This window comes from Spongiactinospora rosea (assembly GCF_003315795.1).
Classification (GTDB): Bacteria; Actinomycetota; Actinomycetes; order Streptosporangiales; family Streptosporangiaceae; genus Spongiactinospora; species Spongiactinospora rosea.
Genome location: NZ_QMEY01000001.1, coordinates 271,675 through 288,705, shown reverse-complemented (window position 1 = coordinate 288,705; position 17,031 = coordinate 271,675). Strand labels below are relative to the sequence as shown.

The 17,031-nt window shown below is 71.2% G+C and carries 13 protein-coding genes; 6 read left to right on the top strand and 7 right to left on the bottom strand.

Annotated features, from left to right (window positions below):
- Positions 1-45 precede the first annotated feature (45 nt).
- Complete coding sequence (locus DP939_RS01370) at positions 46-1,329, top strand: adenylosuccinate synthase (protein ID WP_113977877.1); 1,284 nt, start codon at positions 46-48, stop codon at positions 1,327-1,329.
- Positions 1,330-1,464: 135 nt separating this feature from the next.
- Positions 1,465-2,394, top strand: a complete 930-nt coding sequence (locus DP939_RS01365) for a glycerophosphodiester phosphodiesterase family protein (RefSeq protein WP_113977874.1) — start codon at positions 1,465-1,467, stop codon at positions 2,392-2,394.
- A 15-nt stretch (positions 2,395-2,409) separates the two neighbouring features.
- On the opposite strand, the gene corA is transcribed toward DP939_RS01365, so the two are convergent.
- Complete coding sequence (gene corA / locus DP939_RS01360; RefSeq protein ID WP_113977872.1) at positions 2,410-3,543, bottom strand: magnesium/cobalt transporter CorA; 1,134 nt, start codon at positions 3,541-3,543, stop codon at positions 2,410-2,412.
- Between the two features lie 385 nt (positions 3,544-3,928).
- Between corA and purD the strand changes: the two genes are divergently transcribed.
- The 4 genes from purD (at position 3,929) to DP939_RS01340 (ending at position 9,162) form a co-directional block, all read left to right on the top strand.
- On the top strand, positions 3,929-5,200 hold the full coding sequence (purD, locus tag DP939_RS01355) for a phosphoribosylamine--glycine ligase (RefSeq protein WP_113977869.1): 1,272 nt from the start codon (positions 3,929-3,931) through the stop codon (positions 5,198-5,200).
- A gap of 179 nt (positions 5,201-5,379) precedes the next feature.
- A complete protein-coding gene (gene murA / locus DP939_RS01350) occupies positions 5,380-6,657 on the top strand; it encodes a UDP-N-acetylglucosamine 1-carboxyvinyltransferase (protein ID WP_113977866.1) in 1,278 nt (425 codons plus the stop codon).
- A gap of 200 nt (positions 6,658-6,857) precedes the next feature.
- Positions 6,858-8,147, top strand: coding sequence for a transcriptional regulator (locus DP939_RS01345; RefSeq protein ID WP_111169872.1), 1,290 nt, complete (start codon positions 6,858-6,860; stop codon positions 8,145-8,147).
- A 64-nt stretch (positions 8,148-8,211) separates the two neighbouring features.
- A complete protein-coding gene (locus tag DP939_RS01340) occupies positions 8,212-9,162 on the top strand; it encodes an EamA family transporter (RefSeq protein WP_113977864.1) in 951 nt (316 codons plus the stop codon).
- Here the strand turns inward: DP939_RS01340 and hisC are convergent.
- The 6 genes from hisC to DP939_RS01310 all read right to left on the bottom strand — a co-directional run bounded on the left by hisC (position 9,143) and on the right by DP939_RS01310 (position 17,028).
- Positions 9,143-10,210 carry a histidinol-phosphate transaminase gene (gene hisC, locus DP939_RS01335; protein ID WP_199564897.1) on the bottom strand — a complete coding sequence of 356 codons (1,068 nt, stop codon included), beginning with the start codon at positions 10,208-10,210 and terminating at the stop codon, positions 9,143-9,145. The two genes, DP939_RS01340 and hisC, sit on opposite strands and share 20 nt — an antisense overlap.
- Positions 10,211-10,260: 50 nt before the next feature.
- Positions 10,261-10,938, bottom strand: a complete 678-nt coding sequence (locus DP939_RS01330; protein ID WP_113977862.1) for an NUDIX hydrolase — start codon at positions 10,936-10,938, stop codon at positions 10,261-10,263.
- Between the two features lie 54 nt (positions 10,939-10,992).
- The gene (locus DP939_RS01325) at positions 10,993-12,780 is read right to left on the bottom strand and encodes a DUF4434 domain-containing protein (protein ID WP_113977859.1); all 1,788 of its coding nucleotides are present in this window, start codon (positions 12,778-12,780) and stop codon (positions 10,993-10,995) included.
- A gap of 75 nt (positions 12,781-12,855) precedes the next feature.
- Positions 12,856-13,962, bottom strand: coding sequence for a glycosyltransferase (locus DP939_RS01320; RefSeq protein WP_199564896.1), 1,107 nt, complete (start codon positions 13,960-13,962; stop codon positions 12,856-12,858).
- Between the two features lie 12 nt (positions 13,963-13,974).
- Complete coding sequence (locus DP939_RS01315; protein ID WP_113977856.1) at positions 13,975-15,237, bottom strand: nucleotide sugar dehydrogenase; 1,263 nt, start codon at positions 15,235-15,237, stop codon at positions 13,975-13,977.
- A gap of 114 nt (positions 15,238-15,351) precedes the next feature.
- A complete protein-coding gene (locus DP939_RS01310) occupies positions 15,352-17,028 on the bottom strand; it encodes a glycosyltransferase (RefSeq protein ID WP_113977854.1) in 1,677 nt (558 codons plus the stop codon).
- Positions 17,029-17,031 lie beyond the last annotated feature (3 nt).

The window sequence follows — 17,031 nt, the reverse complement described above, 5'->3', positions numbered from 1 at the left end:
GCGCTTGCGCCAGGGGTTTCGCTTTGTGCTGGGGAGAGTTTCGCGATGCCGGCTGTCGTTCTCGTGGGTGCTCAATGGGGCGATGAGGGCAAGGGCAAGGCCACCGACCTGCTGGGCGACCAGGTCGACTACGTCGTCCGCTACCAGGGAGGCAACAACGCGGGTCACACCGTGGTGATCGGCGACCAGAAGTACGCGCTGCACCTGCTGCCGACCGGGGTGCTGTCGCCCGAGGTGGTCCCGGTGATCGCGAACGGCGTGGTCATCGACCCCGGGGTGCTGCTGGAGGAGATCGAGGGGCTGAGGGCGCGGGGCATCTCCTGCGAGCGGCTGCTGATCTCGGCCAGCGCGCACCTGATCATGCCGCACCACAAGGCCCTCGACAAGGTCACCGAGCGCTACCTGGGCAAGGCCAAGATCGGCACCACCGGCCGGGGCATCGGCCCGGCGTACGGCGACAAGATCGCCCGGATGGGCGTGCGGGTACAGGACCTGCTCGACCCGGGCATTCTGCGCAAGAAGATCGAAGTCGCGCTCAACGAGAAGAACCAGGTCCTCACCAAGGTCTACAACCGCCGGGTGATCGACCCGGAGAAGGTGCTTGAGGAGTACCTCGGCTACGCCGAACGCCTGAAGCCGTACATCGCGGACACCTCGCTCGTGCTGTCCAAGGCCCTCGACCAGGGCCGGGTGGTGCTGCTCGAAGGCGGCCAGGGCAACCTGCTGGACATCGACCACGGCACCTATCCGTTCGTGACCTCCTCCTCCCCCACCGCGGGCGGCGCGTGCGCCGGGGCGGGCATCCCGCCGACCAGGCTGACGCGGGTGATCGCGATCCTGAAGGCGTACACGACGCGGGTGGGCTCCGGGCCCTTCCCCACCGAGCTGCTGGACGAGCGCGGCGACTGGCTGCGCACCACCGGGCACGAGTACGGCACGACCACCGGCCGGGACCGCCGCTGCGGCTGGTTCGACGCGGTCATCGCCCGCTACGCCACCCGGATCAACGGCGTCACCGACTTCTTCCTCACCAAGCTGGACGTGCTGTCCGGGCTGGAGCGCATCCCGGTCTGCGTCGCGTACGAGATCGACGGCGTGCGGCACGACGAGGTGCCGATGACCCAGACCGACTTCCACCACGCCAAGCCGATCTACGAGGAGTTCCCCGGCTGGCAGGAGGACATCTCCGAGGCCAAGTCCTTCGACGACCTGCCGCCCAACGCCCGCGCCTATGTCCGGACGTTGGAGGAGATGTCCGGCGCGCCGATCTCCGCGATCGGCGTCGGCCCGGGCCGTACCCAGACCCTCCAGCTCCGGCCCCTGGTATGACGGCCAGAGCGATGGCCAGAGCGATGGCCAGAGTGACGGCCAGAGCGACGATCGATGTGATGCCGATATAGGTCGAGACGGCGCGTCGGGCGGGGGATGCGAGAGTTCCTCGCCCGGTGCCGGTAGGGTCCGAGTGTGCGCGTCGAGATCCACGGACACCGCGGGGCCCGAGGGCTCCGGCCGGAGAACACGCTTCCTGGGTTGCTGCACGCGCTGGAGCTCGGTGTGGACGCTCTGGAGTTCGATCTCGTGCTCACCGCCGACCGGCGGATCGTGCTCAGCCACGATCTGATCGTGTCCTCGGTGACCAGCGCGGACACCCGACCGGCGCATCGCGGCGACCCCGGCTACCCCTATGTCGGCAAGCCGATCAGGTCGCTGACCCTCGCGCAGTTGCGGACGCTCGACTGCGGGGTCCGCCTGCCGCGCCACCCCGACGACCCGTTCGCGCTGACGCAGGTGCCGCTGCCCGAGACCCGGATGCCGACGTTCGGCGCGGTGCTCGGCCTGGTGAGCGCCTACGAGGCCGACGACGTACGGCTGCACGTGGAGCTGAAGACCGACCCGACCCGGCCGGACCTGACCGCCGACCCGGCGGAGTTCACCGCGATGGTGGTGGAGGAGCTGGACCGGCACGGCAGGCTCGGTTCGTCGGCGCTGCTCGGCTTCGACTGGCGGGTGCTGCGCGCGGCCCGGGAGCTGGCTCCCGACGTGCCGAGGTTCGCGCTGGTCGAGTCGGTGACGATGCACCCGGAGTGGCTGGACGGGCTGGACCTCGTCGACTTCGGCGGCGATGTCCCGGCCGCCGCGGCGGCGGCCGGCGCGACCACGCTCTCACCGCAGCACGTGCTGGTGAGCGAGGACATGATGGCTCAGGCCGCGCGGGCGGGCCTGCCGGTGGTGCCGTGGACGGTCAACGACCCGGCCGACGCGGCCCGGCTCATCGACATGGGCGTGGCCGGGCTGGTCACCGACTATCCTGACCGGATGCGGGCGCTGTGGGCCGAACGCGGCCTGCCGCTCGCCGTGCCGGTCGGCCCGCTCCGCCCGGTCGCCGCGGCCTGAACCCCGCAAGCCCGCTCACATCCAGCCCTTCCTGCGGAAGCTGCGGTAGAGGAGCATGCAGGTCAGCAGCATCAGGCCGACGATCAGCGGATAGCCGAAGACCCACTTGGTCTCGGGCATGAAGTCGAAGTTCATTCCGTAGACGCCGGCGATCATCGTGGGCGCCGCCATGATCGCCACCCATGAGGAGATCTTGCGCATGTCCTCGTTGGCCAGCGCGTTCGAGCGGGCGAGGGCCGCCTGGAGCACCGAGTTGCACAGCTCGTTGGAGGACTCCACCTGCTCGCACACCCGCGACAGGTGGTCGCCCACGTCGCGGAAGTAGTCGCGCATCTCCGGCGGGATCACCCGCCGCTGCGGCAGCGCGCCCAGCGGGGCGACCAGCGGGGTCACCGCCCGCTTCATCTCGATCATCTCGCGCTTGAGGTGGTAGATCCGGCCGATGTCACGCGAGCTGACGTCGGCGAACACCGCCGCCTCGACCTCCTCCAGCGCCTCCTGCATCTGGTCGGCCACCGAGAGGTATTCGTCCACCACGTGGTCGGCGATGGCGTGCAACACGCCCGCCGGGCCGCGGCCGAGCAGCTTGGGGTCGTCTTCGAGCTTGTCGCGTACGCCGGTGAGCGGACAGTGCCGGCCGTGGCGCACCGTCACCACGAAGTCGGGCCCGACGAACAACATGATCTCGCCGGTCGCGATGATCTCGCTGTCCGGCTCCTCCTCGACGAAGGCGACGGTCTTGAGCACGACGAACAGCGAGTCGCCGTAGCGCTCGACCTTGGGCCGCTGGTGGGCCTTGACGGCGTCTTCCACCGCCAGCGGGTGCAGGCCGAAGACCTCGGCCAGCCACTCGACCTCGGGCGACTCCGGCTCGTGCAGGCCCACCCAGACGAAGCCCCCGCCGCCGTTGCTCGCGTTGTGGGCGCGGACGAGGCTCAGCGCGGCCTCGATGCCGGCCGCCTCGACCTTGGCCCCGGCCAGGTAGGCCGCGGAGTCGACCAGCGAGTCGCTGGGCGGCACGCACCCGCCCGCGGGGGCGCACTCGACGGGGGCCACCGGCGTGGCGGTCACCGGCGGCTTGCGGCGGCCGTGCTGCGCGCCCGCGGCGCGGTGGTGACGAATGCGGGGGAAGATCATGGACGAGCGCATGGCGCTCCCTTCCCGCCCGGGTCGGCGGGGCCACGCGAGGCACGACGCGACCTTGACAGGCCGGTCAGACAGAGAAAAGCGCGTGGGCCCTCAGGCCGGGCGACCGAATCGGAGTGGTCGGGGGAGAACGATCGTGCGCACGACGTACGTGCGCGAGCACGTACTGCAAGGATCACCAGAGCTCATCCCGGACCACCTCCAATCCCAAGCAGGCACCAAAGCCGCCCCAAGTTACCACAGGGCCTCGCACCGAAGGTCAACCCTACCCGGAAGGAGTCCCCAGGATCATGCGGAACCCAACAAAATCCCCATCGAGTCTCGACGCCGCCCCGGCCGGGGCACGAGGGCAACCTGCCGGGCATCCGGCACCGGTAGGGTCGTTCGCGTGCGGGTACTTGTGATTGGAAGCGGCGGACGCGAGCACGCCCTGTGCCGGGCGCTCGCGGCGGATTCGCAGGTGGAAGAGGTTCACTGCGCCCCCGGTAACGCCGGGATCGCGTCCGTGGCGACGGTGCATCCCGTCCGGGCGACCGATCCGGCCGACGTCACGGCGCTCGCCGGGCGGGTCGGCGCGGATCTGGTCGTGGTCGGCCCCGAGGCGCCGCTGGTCGCCGGGGTGGCCGACGCGCTGCGGGAGGCGGGCATGCCGTGCTTCGGCCCGTCGGCCGAGGCGGCGCGGATCGAGGGGTCCAAGGCGTTCGCCAAGGAGGTCATGGCGGCGGCGGGAGTGCCCACGGCCCGCGCGAGCACGTGCACGACGCCGGAGGAGGCCGCCGCCGCGCTCGACGCGTACGGCCCCCCGTACGTGGTCAAGGACGACGGCCTGGCGGCCGGCAAGGGCGTCGTGGTGACCGATGACCGCGAGGCGGCGCTGGCGCACGCGGCGGCCTGCGAGCGGGTCGTCATCGAGGAGTACCTGGACGGCCCCGAGGTGTCGCTGTTCGCGCTCTGCGACGGCGAGACGGCCGTGCCCCTGCGCCCCGCGCAGGACTTCAAGCGCGCCTACGACGGCGACGCCGGGCCCAACACCGGCGGCATGGGCTCCTACACGCCGCTGCCCTGGGCCAAGCCGAGCCTGACCGACGAGGTCATGGCGGCCGTGGTCCAGCCCACCATCGACGAGCTGGCCAAGCGCGGCACACCGTACATCGGGGTGCTCTACGCGGGGCTGGCGCTGACCGCCGAGGGCCCCAGGGTCATCGAGTTCAACGCCCGGTTCGGCGACCCGGAGACCCAGGTCGTGCTGGACCGGCTGGCCACCCCGCTGGGCGGGCTGCTGCACGCGGCGGCGACCGGCGGCCTGACCGGGCTGCCCCCGCTCACCTACCGGGGCGGCGCGGCCGTGGCCGTGGTCCTGGCCGCGGAGAACTACCCGGCCTCCCCCGTCACCGGCGGGGTCATCGAGGGGCTTGCGGCCGTCGAGACCGACTGCCCGGACGCCTACGTACTGCACGCGGGCACGACGCTGGACGACGAGGGCCGGGTCATCGCCTCGGGCGGACGGGTGCTCAACGTGGTCGGCACCGGCGAAGACCTCGCCGCCGCCCGCGCCGCGGCCTACGACGCCCTCGGCCGGGTACGCCTGGCGGGGGCCCACCACCGCACGGACATCGCCGCCGCAGCCGCCGAAAGCCGCGAAACCGACGGCACGCTCTGAACCCCGGCCGCAGGCCGGAGCGGGCATGTGCAGCGGGCGGTCACATCTTCACCATCGGACCCTTTGGAATCGGCCGGGTCATCCCCCCACAACGGCTACTGTGGGCCGCGATAACCCCTGCGGAAGCTCACTAGCCGAAATTCCCCCCCGGTGAGCCACCCCCGTTACTGCCAAGGAGCTTGACGCGAATGGTCCGTTACCGCGTGCGTGGTGGCAACGCACTGCGTGGCACCGCCTTCATCCAGGGTGCGAAGAACGCCGTGCTGCCGATGATCGGCGCGGCGCTGCTGGCGACCGAGGGCCGCACGGTGCTGCGCAACGTGCCGATCATCGAGGATGTCCGCCGCGCCGTCGAGCTCGCCGAGGCCGTCGGCGCCAGGGTGGAGCTGCACGAGGCCGAGCGCACCTTGGTGATCGACGCCTCCAAACTGACGAGCGCGGTGCTGCCTGCCGAGATCGCCCGCCGCTTCCGCGGCTCGGTGCTGTTCGTCCCGGCGCTGCTGCACCGGCTCGGCGAGGCCGTGATCGAGGGCATCGGCGGCTGCAACCTGGGCAGCCGTAACCTCGACTTCCACTATCTCGGCTACAAGCGCCTCGGCGCGGTCGTGGACGACGGCGAGACCGTCATCACGGTCAAGGCCGCCGGGCTGACCGGCGCCTCCCTCTACCTGGACACGCCGTCGCACACCGGCACCGAAAACCTGATCATGGCCGCCGCGCTGGCCTCGGGCACCACGGTGATCGAGAACGCCGCGCTGGAGCCCGAGGTCCTCGACGTGATCGAGATGCTCACCAAGATGGGCGCGAAGATCAGCGGCGGCGGCACCGGGTTCATCACCGTCCAGGGCGTCGACGAGCTGCGCGCGGTCGAGCACCAGGTGATGCCCGACCGGCTGGACGCGGGCGTGTTCGCCATGGCCGCGGCCATCACCGGCGGCGAGGTCAACCTGGTCGGCGCGCAGCTCGACCACCTCGGCGTGGTCCGCTGGAAGCTGGAGCAGATGGGGGTCGAGTTCGCCGACCAGGGCGCGGTCCTCAACGTCGGCAGGGACCGCACGCTGCGCCCGATCAACGTGATCACCGACACCTTCCCCGGATTCGCCACCGACCTCCAGTCGCCCATCATGACGGTCGCCTGTCTCGCCGATGGCGCGAGCTATATTCACGAGCGCATTTTCGACGGCCGCTTCGCACTCGCCGCCGAACTCAACCGGATGGGCGCCACCATCGAGGTGGAAGGCAGCCGCGCAGTGGTGCACGGCGGCGCTCCCCTCACCGGAACGAGCGTGACCGCTCACGATCTGCGCTCGGGTATCGCGCTCGTTCTCGCGGGACTGGCCGCCGAAGGGGAGACCGTGATCTCCAACGGCTATCTCATCGATCGCGGGCACGCCCATCTGGCCGAACGCATGCAGGCTCTGGGCGCCGATGTCACGCGAGAGATTTGCACCACATGAAATCGTCCCTTTTCCCATGCTGACCTGCGTCTTTACCAGAACTTCGAGCCACGGGAACGGTATTGGCTAAAATCCGGGCGTGACATTATGGCCCTCGCGAGCGATCGTTCCAAAAGAGAGCACCACAAACGGATGGCAGGATGGGACGAACATTGGTCGAGCGGGGCGAAGAAACACCCCGAGTGTCACGTCCGGGCACCATGACGCCGGATCTCACCATCGGGGTGGTGGGACCACACGATCTGGTCGAGCGCGTGATGCTCATGGGGCATGCCGCGGCACCGCTGCCATGCCGACTCGTGGCTGCCGCTTATCGGGATGAACAGGAAGCCGCCGACAAGGTGACAAGGCTTGGGCCAGGCGTTGACGCCTGCCTTTTCGCGAGCCCTGTCCCTTACGACATCGCCCGGCGTTCGGGCGTGCTCACAATGCCGGCGACTTATGTTCAGCTCGGTGGAGCGGCACTCGTGGCGGCATTGGCCCGGGCCGCATTGGACGAGCGGATCGACCCTGAAAGGGTCAGCATCGACGTTCTGACCCGGCCCGAGGTGGAGGAGGCTTACTCCGATCTCGGGCTGGCCAGTGCGGAGGTGCACAGCCGCGACGAGCCTGGAGCGACGGGCACGCTGGCCGCGTACCACGAGCGGCTGGCCAGACAGGGAGCCACCAGCGGGGCGCTGACGTGCCTGCCCGCGGTGGCCGAACGGTTGCAGGCGGCCTCGATTCCGGTGATCCGGATCCGGCCGACGTCCGCGGCCGTCCGCACGGCGCTGCACACCGCGGCGCTGCTCGGCGCGCACCACCGGCTGGAGGAATCCCAGCTCACGGTGGTGGTCGTCGAGGTGCCGACGTTGCGCGAGCCGGTACGCCGGGCCGCGCCCCGGTACTGGCGCGACGAGCTGCGCCTCTCGCTGCACCGATTGCTGGTGCAGGAGGCCAACCGGATCAACGCGACGGTGTGGCCGATCGACGATCACAGCTATCTGGTGACGGCGACGAGGGGTTCGGTGGCGGCGGCGACGGACGGGTTCCGGGTGATGCCGTTCGCGGCCAGGATCCGCGACGAGCTGGGTCTGGCGGTGGAGGTGGGGGTCGGCATGGGCCGCACCACCCACGACGCCGAGAGCCACGCCAGAGCGGCGCTGGCGCGCACCCAGACGGGCAAGCAGGGCCAGGGCTTCGCGGTGGACCGCGAGGGCCGGGCGCTGGTGCCGCCCCCCAGGATGCCCCCGGCGGGGTCAGGACCCATCAAGCCCAAGGGCGTGGAGGTCCTGGCGAGGCTGGCGGCCAAGCTGGAGGGCGGGGACACGGTGGTGGACGCGGAGAGCGCGGGGCGGATGCTCGGCGTGACCCCGCGTACGGCACGGCGGTTGCTGCGCACGCTGGTGGACGAGGGACTCGCGTGGCCGCTGCCGCCCAACCGCACCCCGCAGCCCGGCAGACCCCGGCAGCTCTACCGGCTCATCGTGGAGAAGCTCGGCACGCGCTGAGGTCGGACGTGGGGTCCGACCCTGGCGAGTGTTTTCACGGCGGCAGCCGGTACTGTAATGAGCCATGGGGTCAGTTGATGCTGTCCGCCGCCAATCGTTGCTGATCTGGGGCGCGCTGGCGATCGTGTACGTGGTATGGGGTTCTACGTACCTCGGCATCGCGGTCATGATCGAGACGATTCCGCCGCTGCTGGGAGCAGCGCTGCGCTTCCTGGCGGCGGGGCTTCTGCTCGGCGCGTTCCTGCTGGTGCGGAAGCGGGGGGCCTTTCGCATGTCCGCACGCCAGTTCGGCGGTGCGGCGCTGGTCGGCGTGCTGCTGCTGACCGGCGGCAACGGCATGGTCTCGGTCGCCGAGCAGTACATCGGCAGCGGGCTCGCCGCGCTCCTGGTGGCCTCGGTGCCGCTGTGGCTGGTGATCTTCCGGGTGCTGGTGCGGGACCGGCCCAACCTGATGACGTTCGCCGGGGTGCTGGTCGGCTTCGGCGGGGTGGCGGCGCTGTCGCTCACCGGTGGCACGGGCGGGTCGAACACGCAGGGCGTGGTGATCGTCCTGGTCGCGTCCCTGCTCTGGTCGATCGGGTCGTTCCTGGCCGCGCGCATCCCGATGCCGCCCAACCCGTTCGCGGCGAGCACGGTGGAGATGCTGGCGGGCGGCCTGGTCCTGGTGGCGGGCGGCCTGATCGGCGGCGAGCGGCTGCACCTGGCCGAGATCTCCGGCGGTTCCTGGGCCGGGCTGGTCTACATGGTCCTGGTGGGCTCGCTGATCGGCTTCACGTCGTACGCCTGGCTGCTGGGCAACGCCCCGATCTCGCTGGTCTCGACCTACGCGTACGTCAACCCCGTGGTGGCCGTCCTCCTGGGCGCGATCGTGCTGGGCGAGCCCATCACGACGCAGGTCGTCCTGGGCGGGCTCGTGATCGTCGCGGGCGTGGCACTCGTGGTGTCGTCCAGCGGGCGGCGAGCACGGCCCGCCGAACCGGCGGACGAGCCGCAGCTCACGTCCGGGCGGACCTGAAGGCCGCCGCGACCGCCAGGAAGGCGTCGTTGGCCTCGGGAGAGCCGATGGAGACCCGCGCGCCCTCCGGATGGAACGGCCGTACGGCGAGGCCCTCGGCCGCGCACGTCTCGGCGAACGCCGCGGTGTCCTCACCCAGCGCCAGCCACACGAAGTTGGCCTCGGTGGCGGGGACGTCCCAGCCCTGGCCCAGCAGGGCCTCACGGACCCGCGTGCGCTCCTTGACGACCAGCTCCACGCGCTCCAGCAGCTCGTCCTCGGCGGCCAGCGAGGCGATGCCCGCGACCTGCGCCAGGTGGTTGATCGCGAACGGCATCATGACCTTCCGGACCGCCGCCGCCACCGGCTCCTGGCCGATCAGGTAGCCCAGCCGCAGCCCCGCCAGGCCGTACGCCTTGGAGAAGGTGCGCAGCACCGCCACGTTGGGACGGTCGCGGTAGAGGGTGAGGCCGTCGGGCACGTCGGCGTCCCTGACGTACTCGCGGTACGCCTCGTCGAGGATCACCAGCACCTCGCCCGGCACCCGGTCCAGGAACCGCACCAGCTCCTCCCGGCGGACCACCGTGCCGGTCGGGTTGTTCGGGTTGCAGACGAAGATCAGGCGGGTCCGCGGGGTGATCGCCGCCGCCATCGCGTCCAGGTCGTGGGTGCCGGCGGCCAGCGGCACGCGCACCGAGGTCATCCCGGCCAGGTCAGCGAGCAGCGGATACGCCTCGAACGACCGCCACGCGTACAGCACCTCGGCCCCCGGGTCGCAAACCGTCGCGAGAAGCTGCTGGGCCAGCGTCACCGAGCCGGGACCGAGCCCCACGTGCTCCGCCGGCACGTCGTAGCGCTCGGCGATGGCCCGCGTCAGGTCGGTCGCGGCCGGGTCGGGGTAGAGCTGCATGTCGCGCGCGGCCGCGGCGACCGCCTCGACCACGGAGGGCAGCGGGCCGTAGGGGGACTCGTTGGACGAAAGCTTGTAGGAGCGGCCGTCGGGTGAGACGGCGGTCTTTCCGGCCTTGTACGGCGGCACGGTGTCCAAAATCGCGCGGAAACGAGGCATGGCCACACGATAACCCCCGCCCCCGTGGTCCCCCCTGACAGGGCACGCTCCTACAGGCGCACGGCGTCCTTGGCGGGGCGCATCATCGGCGGGCGCAGCAGCTCGGCCGGGCCGCGCCGGTACAGCATCGCGGGTCGCCCGCCGTCCCTGGTGGTGCTGTGGCCGGTGGGCACGAGGAAGCCCTCGGCCTTGGTGACCTTGCGGTGGAAGTTGCGCGGGTCGAGGGTGCGGCCCCACACGATCTCGTAGACCCGGCGCAGCTCGGCCACCGTGAACGCGGGCGGGCAGAACGCCGCGCCCAGCGAGGTGTACTCCAGCTTGGAGCGGGCCCGCTCGATGCCGTCGAGCATGATCCGCCGGTGGTCGAAGGCCATCTCGGACAGCTCGGTCAGCGGCCGCCAGCTCATGTGGGCCTCGGTGGAGGCGGGCAGGTCGGGCGCGAGGCCCAGGTAGGCCACGCTCAGCACCCGCTGGCGCGGGTCGCGGTCGGGATAGCCGTAGGTCTGCAACTGCTCCAGGTGGACCGGGGCCCCGGGCAGGCCGGCCCGCTCGGCGAGCACCCGGGCCGCGGCGGCCGGGAGGTCTTCGTCGAGGTGGATGAAGCCGCCGCTCAGCGCCCAGCGCCCCGAGTACGGCGGGCGGTCGCGCCGCCACACCAGCGCGCACAGCTCCGCGAAGCGCACGGTGAGCACGACCAGATCCACGCTGACCGGGATGCGCGGGGTCATGCCGTGCACGTTACACCGAGCGGGCCGTCCGCAGGGTGAACCTCGAAGCACCGATCAGGACGCATTGACGTGCAACGGCTCGGCCGCCGCCCGGCCGTCCGGCGAGACGACCTCCACCCGCAGCCACTCGCCCTGCGGCACGTCCCGCCAGTCCAGCGGCACCCACAGCGTCTCGGTGCCCGCGGGCATCCCCGGGAGCGGCGTCGGGTCGTGCCAGCCCGCCGCCCGCGCGTCGACGGTCTTCGGTGCGGCAAGGCCCTCCCAGGTCACGTTCACCCGCGTGTTCGCCAGGTTGTAGCCGCGGATCTCCAGCCCGTCCTGGATGCCGCGGGGCTTGTGGATGGCGTCCACGGCCATCGGGCGATCGTGGTCGGCCGCGATCTGCTGCGACAGCGAGGGCGAACCGCAGGTGAAGAAGTCGCTCCACATGTAGGAGATGACCTTGGAGACGTAGCGGCCGGTGAGGGTGACCGCGGCGTCCAGGCGGCGCTTGTCGGTGGCGCCGCGGGTGCCCTGGGCGCCGCACCGCTGCTCGCCGGACGGCTCGAACGCCTCCACGTTGGCCCACAGTTGCACGTTGTGGCCCTCGGCGGCCACCCGGTCGCGGGCCTCGGCCATGGCCCGGTAGTAGTCGCGCGTGGAGCCGTGGTACGCCGTGCCGTACGTGGTCTCGCCGACCGTCGGGCGCAGCCGTTCGTCCACCGGGCTGTCGCGCTCGTCGGGCCAGTACAGGCCGACCTTGCCGGTGCCGCGGCTGTCCTGCGGGGCGATGATCTCCACGCCGGTCCTGGCCAGGGCCTCGAACCCGGCGGCGACCTCCTTGGGCGTGGCCCCGAAACCGACCCGCCTGCGGGCGTCCAGGTAGGGGCTGACCAGGATCGGCTTGCCGGGCAGCTCCTGCGCCACGATGTTGTGCTGCTCGGCGTACACCCGCAGGGTGTCGTTGTCGCTCTCGCCGCCGTCGAACCGCATCTGCCGCATCTGCAGCTCGAACGGCTGGTACACCCCGCCCAGCGAGGAACGGTCGCGGTGGCGCCGCCCGTAGTCCTGGAGGATGCGGCGGGTCAGCGTGGTCAGCGTGCCGATGTGGCGGGGGTCGGCCTTGGTGGGCTGGGCGGGGTTGCGCGGGGCCAGCGGCAGCGCGGGAAAGACCCGCATGTGGAAGCGGTCGGCGAGGTCGAGGAGCTGGGTCAGGCTGTCCTCGCGGGCCGCCGCGACGATGATCAGGTGGTAGTTGCGCGGCTTGGTGAAGTCGCAGCCCGCGTCGTCGGTGCCGTCCTGGGGGGCGATCAGCCGGTGGAAGACGGTCTTGCCGATGGTGATCGAGCGCTCCACCTCCGGACAGCGGAAGACGCCGTCACCGAAGCGCTCGTCGGTGCGGTAGACGTAGGTCCAGGTGATCCGGTTGGCGCGGTTGATCTTCTTGAGGTCGCGTTCGGCGGCCTGTACGCACGTCAGGCCGTCCTCCTCACAGGGCGCGTAGCGGGAGTCCACCTCCATGTCCTTGGTCATGATACGGCCCTCCTCGTCCACGTAGCGGGGCTGCAGGCCGGTGCCGAGCCTGATCACCGTGTCGCCGCCGACCTTGTGGATGGCTTCGAGCTGCTTGCGCCAGGTGCACTCGTTGGAGGTGGGGACCAGCCAGTAGCCGGTCACCGCGTACGGCGTGCGGGTGCCGGTGTCGAAGGTGCCGCAGGGGTCGGTGAACAGGCTGGCCTGAGGTACGGCGGGCGCCTTCCGCTCGGCGGTGCGCCGGGCGGGCGGCTCCTTGGGGATCACGATGACGACGGCCGCGACCGCGGCGATGATCGCCGCTCCCAGGAGAACGGTGAGCCAGCGCACTTTCAGGAGATTACCGCCCTTGATATCAATGCCAGATAAATCCGGACGTCAGAGGGTCGCTCTCGCGGACGTCGGTCAGCGCTTCTTCGCGCCCGCCCGCCGGACCCCTGCCCACGCTTCGAGCTGGGCCACGAACCTGCGGGCGGAGTTGGGCCAGTGGTGGTTGGCCCGGGCGGCCGAGTAGCCCCGCGCGCCCTGCGCCCGGCGCTCGCGCTCGTCGTCCTTGAGCGCCAGGACGGCCTTGGCGACCGCCTGGGCGTCCTCCCAGGGCACCACCATGCCGCTGTGGTAGCGCTCGACCAGCTCCACCGCGCGGGGGGAGGGAGTGGTGATCACCGGGATGCCGTGCGCCATGTACTCCACGATCTTGGTGGGCATGGAGTGCCGGTAGTTGGGCTCGTCGTGCAGCAGCGACAGCCCGGCCAGGGCGCCGTCCAGCCGCTTCAGGGCCTCGTCGTTGGGCATGAAGTCGCGCCACTCCAGCACGCCGTCGGCGACCGCCTGGTTCAGCACGGGCCGGGACTGGGGGTCGGCGTAGCCGATCAGCTCGACGGTGACCCGGTACGGCTGGAGCAGCCGGCCGACCTCGACCGCCTCGCGCACCCCGCGCGCCTCCGACAGCCAGCCGAGGTAGACCACCCGGTCATCGCCCGGCGGGGTGACGGTGTCGGGCACCCAGGTCTCGTTCGGCACCACCAGGTGGGCCTGGCGGAACCGGCCCGCGTACGCGGTCTCGGCGAGGAGCAGGTGCAGGTGGCGCTCGGCCGTGCCCTCAAGGACGCGCGCTAAGGCGCGCACCGGGGGGCGCAGCAGGCGCGGCAGCCACGGCTTGAGCGAGAGGGTGGCCGGGGTGTCCTCGTGGACGTCCCACACCACGGGCGGGCGGCGGCGCACGCCCGCCACCGCGAACAGCAGCTCGGGGTCATGGATCAGCGCCACGTCGACCTTGTCGCGCAGCCGCTTGAACAGGTTGCGGGCGGCACGCACGGCGGCGAAGCGTTTGCGCTCGGCCGCCCTGGGCAGATCGACCCCGGTCACCCACGAGCGCGGCACCACGCCGCGCGCGGTGTACGGCGCGGCGTACGTGACCTCATGACCGGCGTCCACCAGCGCACGGATCTGCCTGTGCAGAATCCGCGCGTCCTCAGGGTGATGAACCACCGTCATGACGAGCACGTGCACGCGCGGAACCCCCTACAGCCGCTCGACGCGTTCGCCCTCGGCGAGAACGCCTCGGGTGTCGAGCACAAGACCGGCCCGCTCCTCAATGGTCGCGAGGTCGAAGACGGAGTGCTGCTGGAGCAGCACCGTGATGTCGGCCGCGGCGACGGCCTCGGCGAGGTCGTCCTCACGCGGCACGTTACTGCCATCGACCCGCCAGTCCTTGACGTACGGGTCGACGAAGGCCAGCTCGGCCCCCAGCTCGCGGAGCGCCCGGGCGAGGGGCACGGCGGGGGTCTCGCGTTCGTCGGCGATGTCGGGTTTGTAGGTGACGCCGAGCAGCAGCACCCGCGAGCCGTTGACCGCCTTGCGGTGCCGGTTGAGCAGCCGCTGTACGCGGGCCACCACGTAGGCGGGCATCCGCTCGTTGATCTCCTGGGCCAGCTCCACGAACCGGAACGGGTAGCCCAGCTTGCGCACCGTGTACGACAGGTAGCTCGGATCGACCGGGATGCAGTGCCCGCCGACGCCGGGCCCCGGCAGGAACTTCTGGAACCCGAACGGCTTGGTGGCGGCGGCCTCTATCGACTCCCACAGGTCCACGCCCAGCTCGTCGCAGAAGATCGCCATCTCGTTGACGAGGGCGATGTTGACGTGCCTGTAGGTGTTCTCCAGCAGCTTGGCCATCTCGGCCTCGCGGGTGCCGCTGACCCGCACCACCTGCTCCACGAAGCGAGCGTAGAACGCGGCGGCGCGGTCCAGGCAGGCCGGCGTGTAGCCGCCGACCACCTTGGGCGTGTTGCGCAGGCCGAACTTCGGGTTGCCGGGGTCGATCCGCTCCGGCGAGAAGGCCAGGTGGAAGTCGCGCCCGGCGACGAGGCCGGAGCTCTCCAGGAGCGGGCGGGCCACCTCGTCGGTGGTGCCGGGCCAGGTGGTGGACTCCAGGACGACCAGGGTGCCGGCGGTCAGGTGCCGCGACACCGCCTTGGTCGCGCCCTCCACGGCGGACAGGTCGGGCCGGTGGTCGTCGTCGAGCGGGGTGGGCACGCAGATGACGATCGTGTCGGCACGGGCGAGCACCGCCTCGTCGAAGGTGGCGGTGAAGCCGTTCTTCAGCATCTGGTCGAGATCGGCGTCGGTCAGGTCGTCGATGTACGACTGGCCGGCGTTGAGCGCGTCGACCTTGCCTGCGTCAACGTCGAGCCCCACGACGCGCAGCCCTGCCCCCGCGGCCTCCTTGGCCAGCGGCATACCGACGTACCCAAGACCGATGACGGCGAGGTCAAACTCGTTCACGGTGGACCCTGGGGAGCCGGAAAGAACACTTCATGGTCGCAAAGGCTATCTCAAGTCTGCACCAGCCACGCGTAATGCGAATGAACCCATCAGATCCACTACCAAACGCGCGAGTCATCTGATGTCAAGGGATCGGTAGAGATCACGGTACGTCTCGGCCACGCGACTCCACGTCCGCTTGGCCGCGACCTCGGCCTTGCCCGCCTCGCCCATCGCGGCCCGCCGCGCCGGGTCCTCGCGCAGGCCCGCGAGGGCGTTGGCCAGGGCCTCGGGGTCTTGGGCGGGGACCAGCAGCCCGGCACCGTCCGAGCCGACCAGCTCCGACAGCGCGGGCAGGTCGCTGAGCACGACCGGTTTGCCGAGGGCCATCGCCTCGACCGGTTTGAGCGGCGTCACCAGGCGGCAGACCCGCAGGTCATCGCGCGGGCAGACGAAGATGTCGATGGCCGCCTGGGCCTGTAGCGCCTCCTCGGGCCCGACCCGGCCGGGCAGCACGGCGTCGGTGAGGCCCAGTTCCTCGACCAGTTCGAGCAGCGCGGGCCGCTCGGCGCCGTCGCCGACCAGCAGCACCCGGACCGGCGTGCCCGCGTCGCGCAGCAGCGCGGCGGCGTTGAGAAGTGTGGCGAACCCCTCATAGGCCACGATGCTCGACACCGAGCCGACGACGACCTCGCCGGGCTCGATGCCGTAGGCGGCGCGGAAGGCCGCCCCGTCGTACTCGGCGGTCAGCAGCGAGTCGTCCACCGCGTTGGGGGCCAGGTGGATGCGCTCGCGCGGTACGCCGCGCTCGACGATCTCCACGGCCATCGTCTCGGCGAGGGTGACGACCGCGTCCGCCGAGCGCATCAGGTGCGCCTCGCGCTCGCGCTGGAGCTTGTGCCGCTCGCTGCCGGAGCGCAGCTCGGGGTTGCGGGAGACCCAGGTCTCCTCCAGGAAGCCCCGGACCTCGTAGACGACCGGCGTGCCGGTGCGCTCGCGCACGGCCAGCGCCACCGAGCCGTTGCGGTGGTCGGTCGCCGCGTGCAGCACCTGCGGGCGCAGCCGCCTGACCAGCTCGGTGACCTCGCCCGCGCCCCGGAGCATGCGGCCCCTGGTCTCGAACGGCACCTCGTCGTGCCCGCTGGGCAGCAGCCGGTGGTAGGGGATCTGGTCGATCTCCTCGTACGGCTCGACGTCGGTATGCCCCTGGAGCATCGGCCAGCCCCAGCTCGTCACGACGTGCGGATCGAGCCCGGCGGCCTTCTGCGCGGTGACGATGCGGTGGGTGCGGACGGTGTAGCCCGCCTGGGTGTACGGCAGGGCGTTGGTCACGCAGTGCAGCACGCGTCCCGGCACCGGCTCGCCCATGATGACCTTGGGCTTGGGCGGGATCGGGTCGGGCTGGATCGCGGCCAGCTCACCCGCGTAGTACTCGTGCCTGCGGCGGATGAACGGGTACTTGACGTGCGGCTCCAGCACCCCCGCGGCCTCGGTCATCCGTCCGGCGTCGAAGTGCGCACGCGCCTCGTCCCATGGGCCGCGCAGTACGCGCATGCCGAGCTTGCGCGCGACCCAGCGCAGCCGCCGCGCGGCCGGCCAGGCGACGCTGCCCACGACGGGGCGCAGCTTGGGCGGCAGGGTGTCGGCGGCGGCGTTGGCGACCCTGAGGGGGTCGGACTTGACGCGGCTGGCGACGACGCGGGACACGATGACCGGGTGGCGCACGAAGCCCTTCAGGATGCCCTTCAGACCCGCTCGCGCGCTCTTCGGGGAAACCTTGCCGGACTGTGGCGGACTGGCGTCAGAAACCACGCG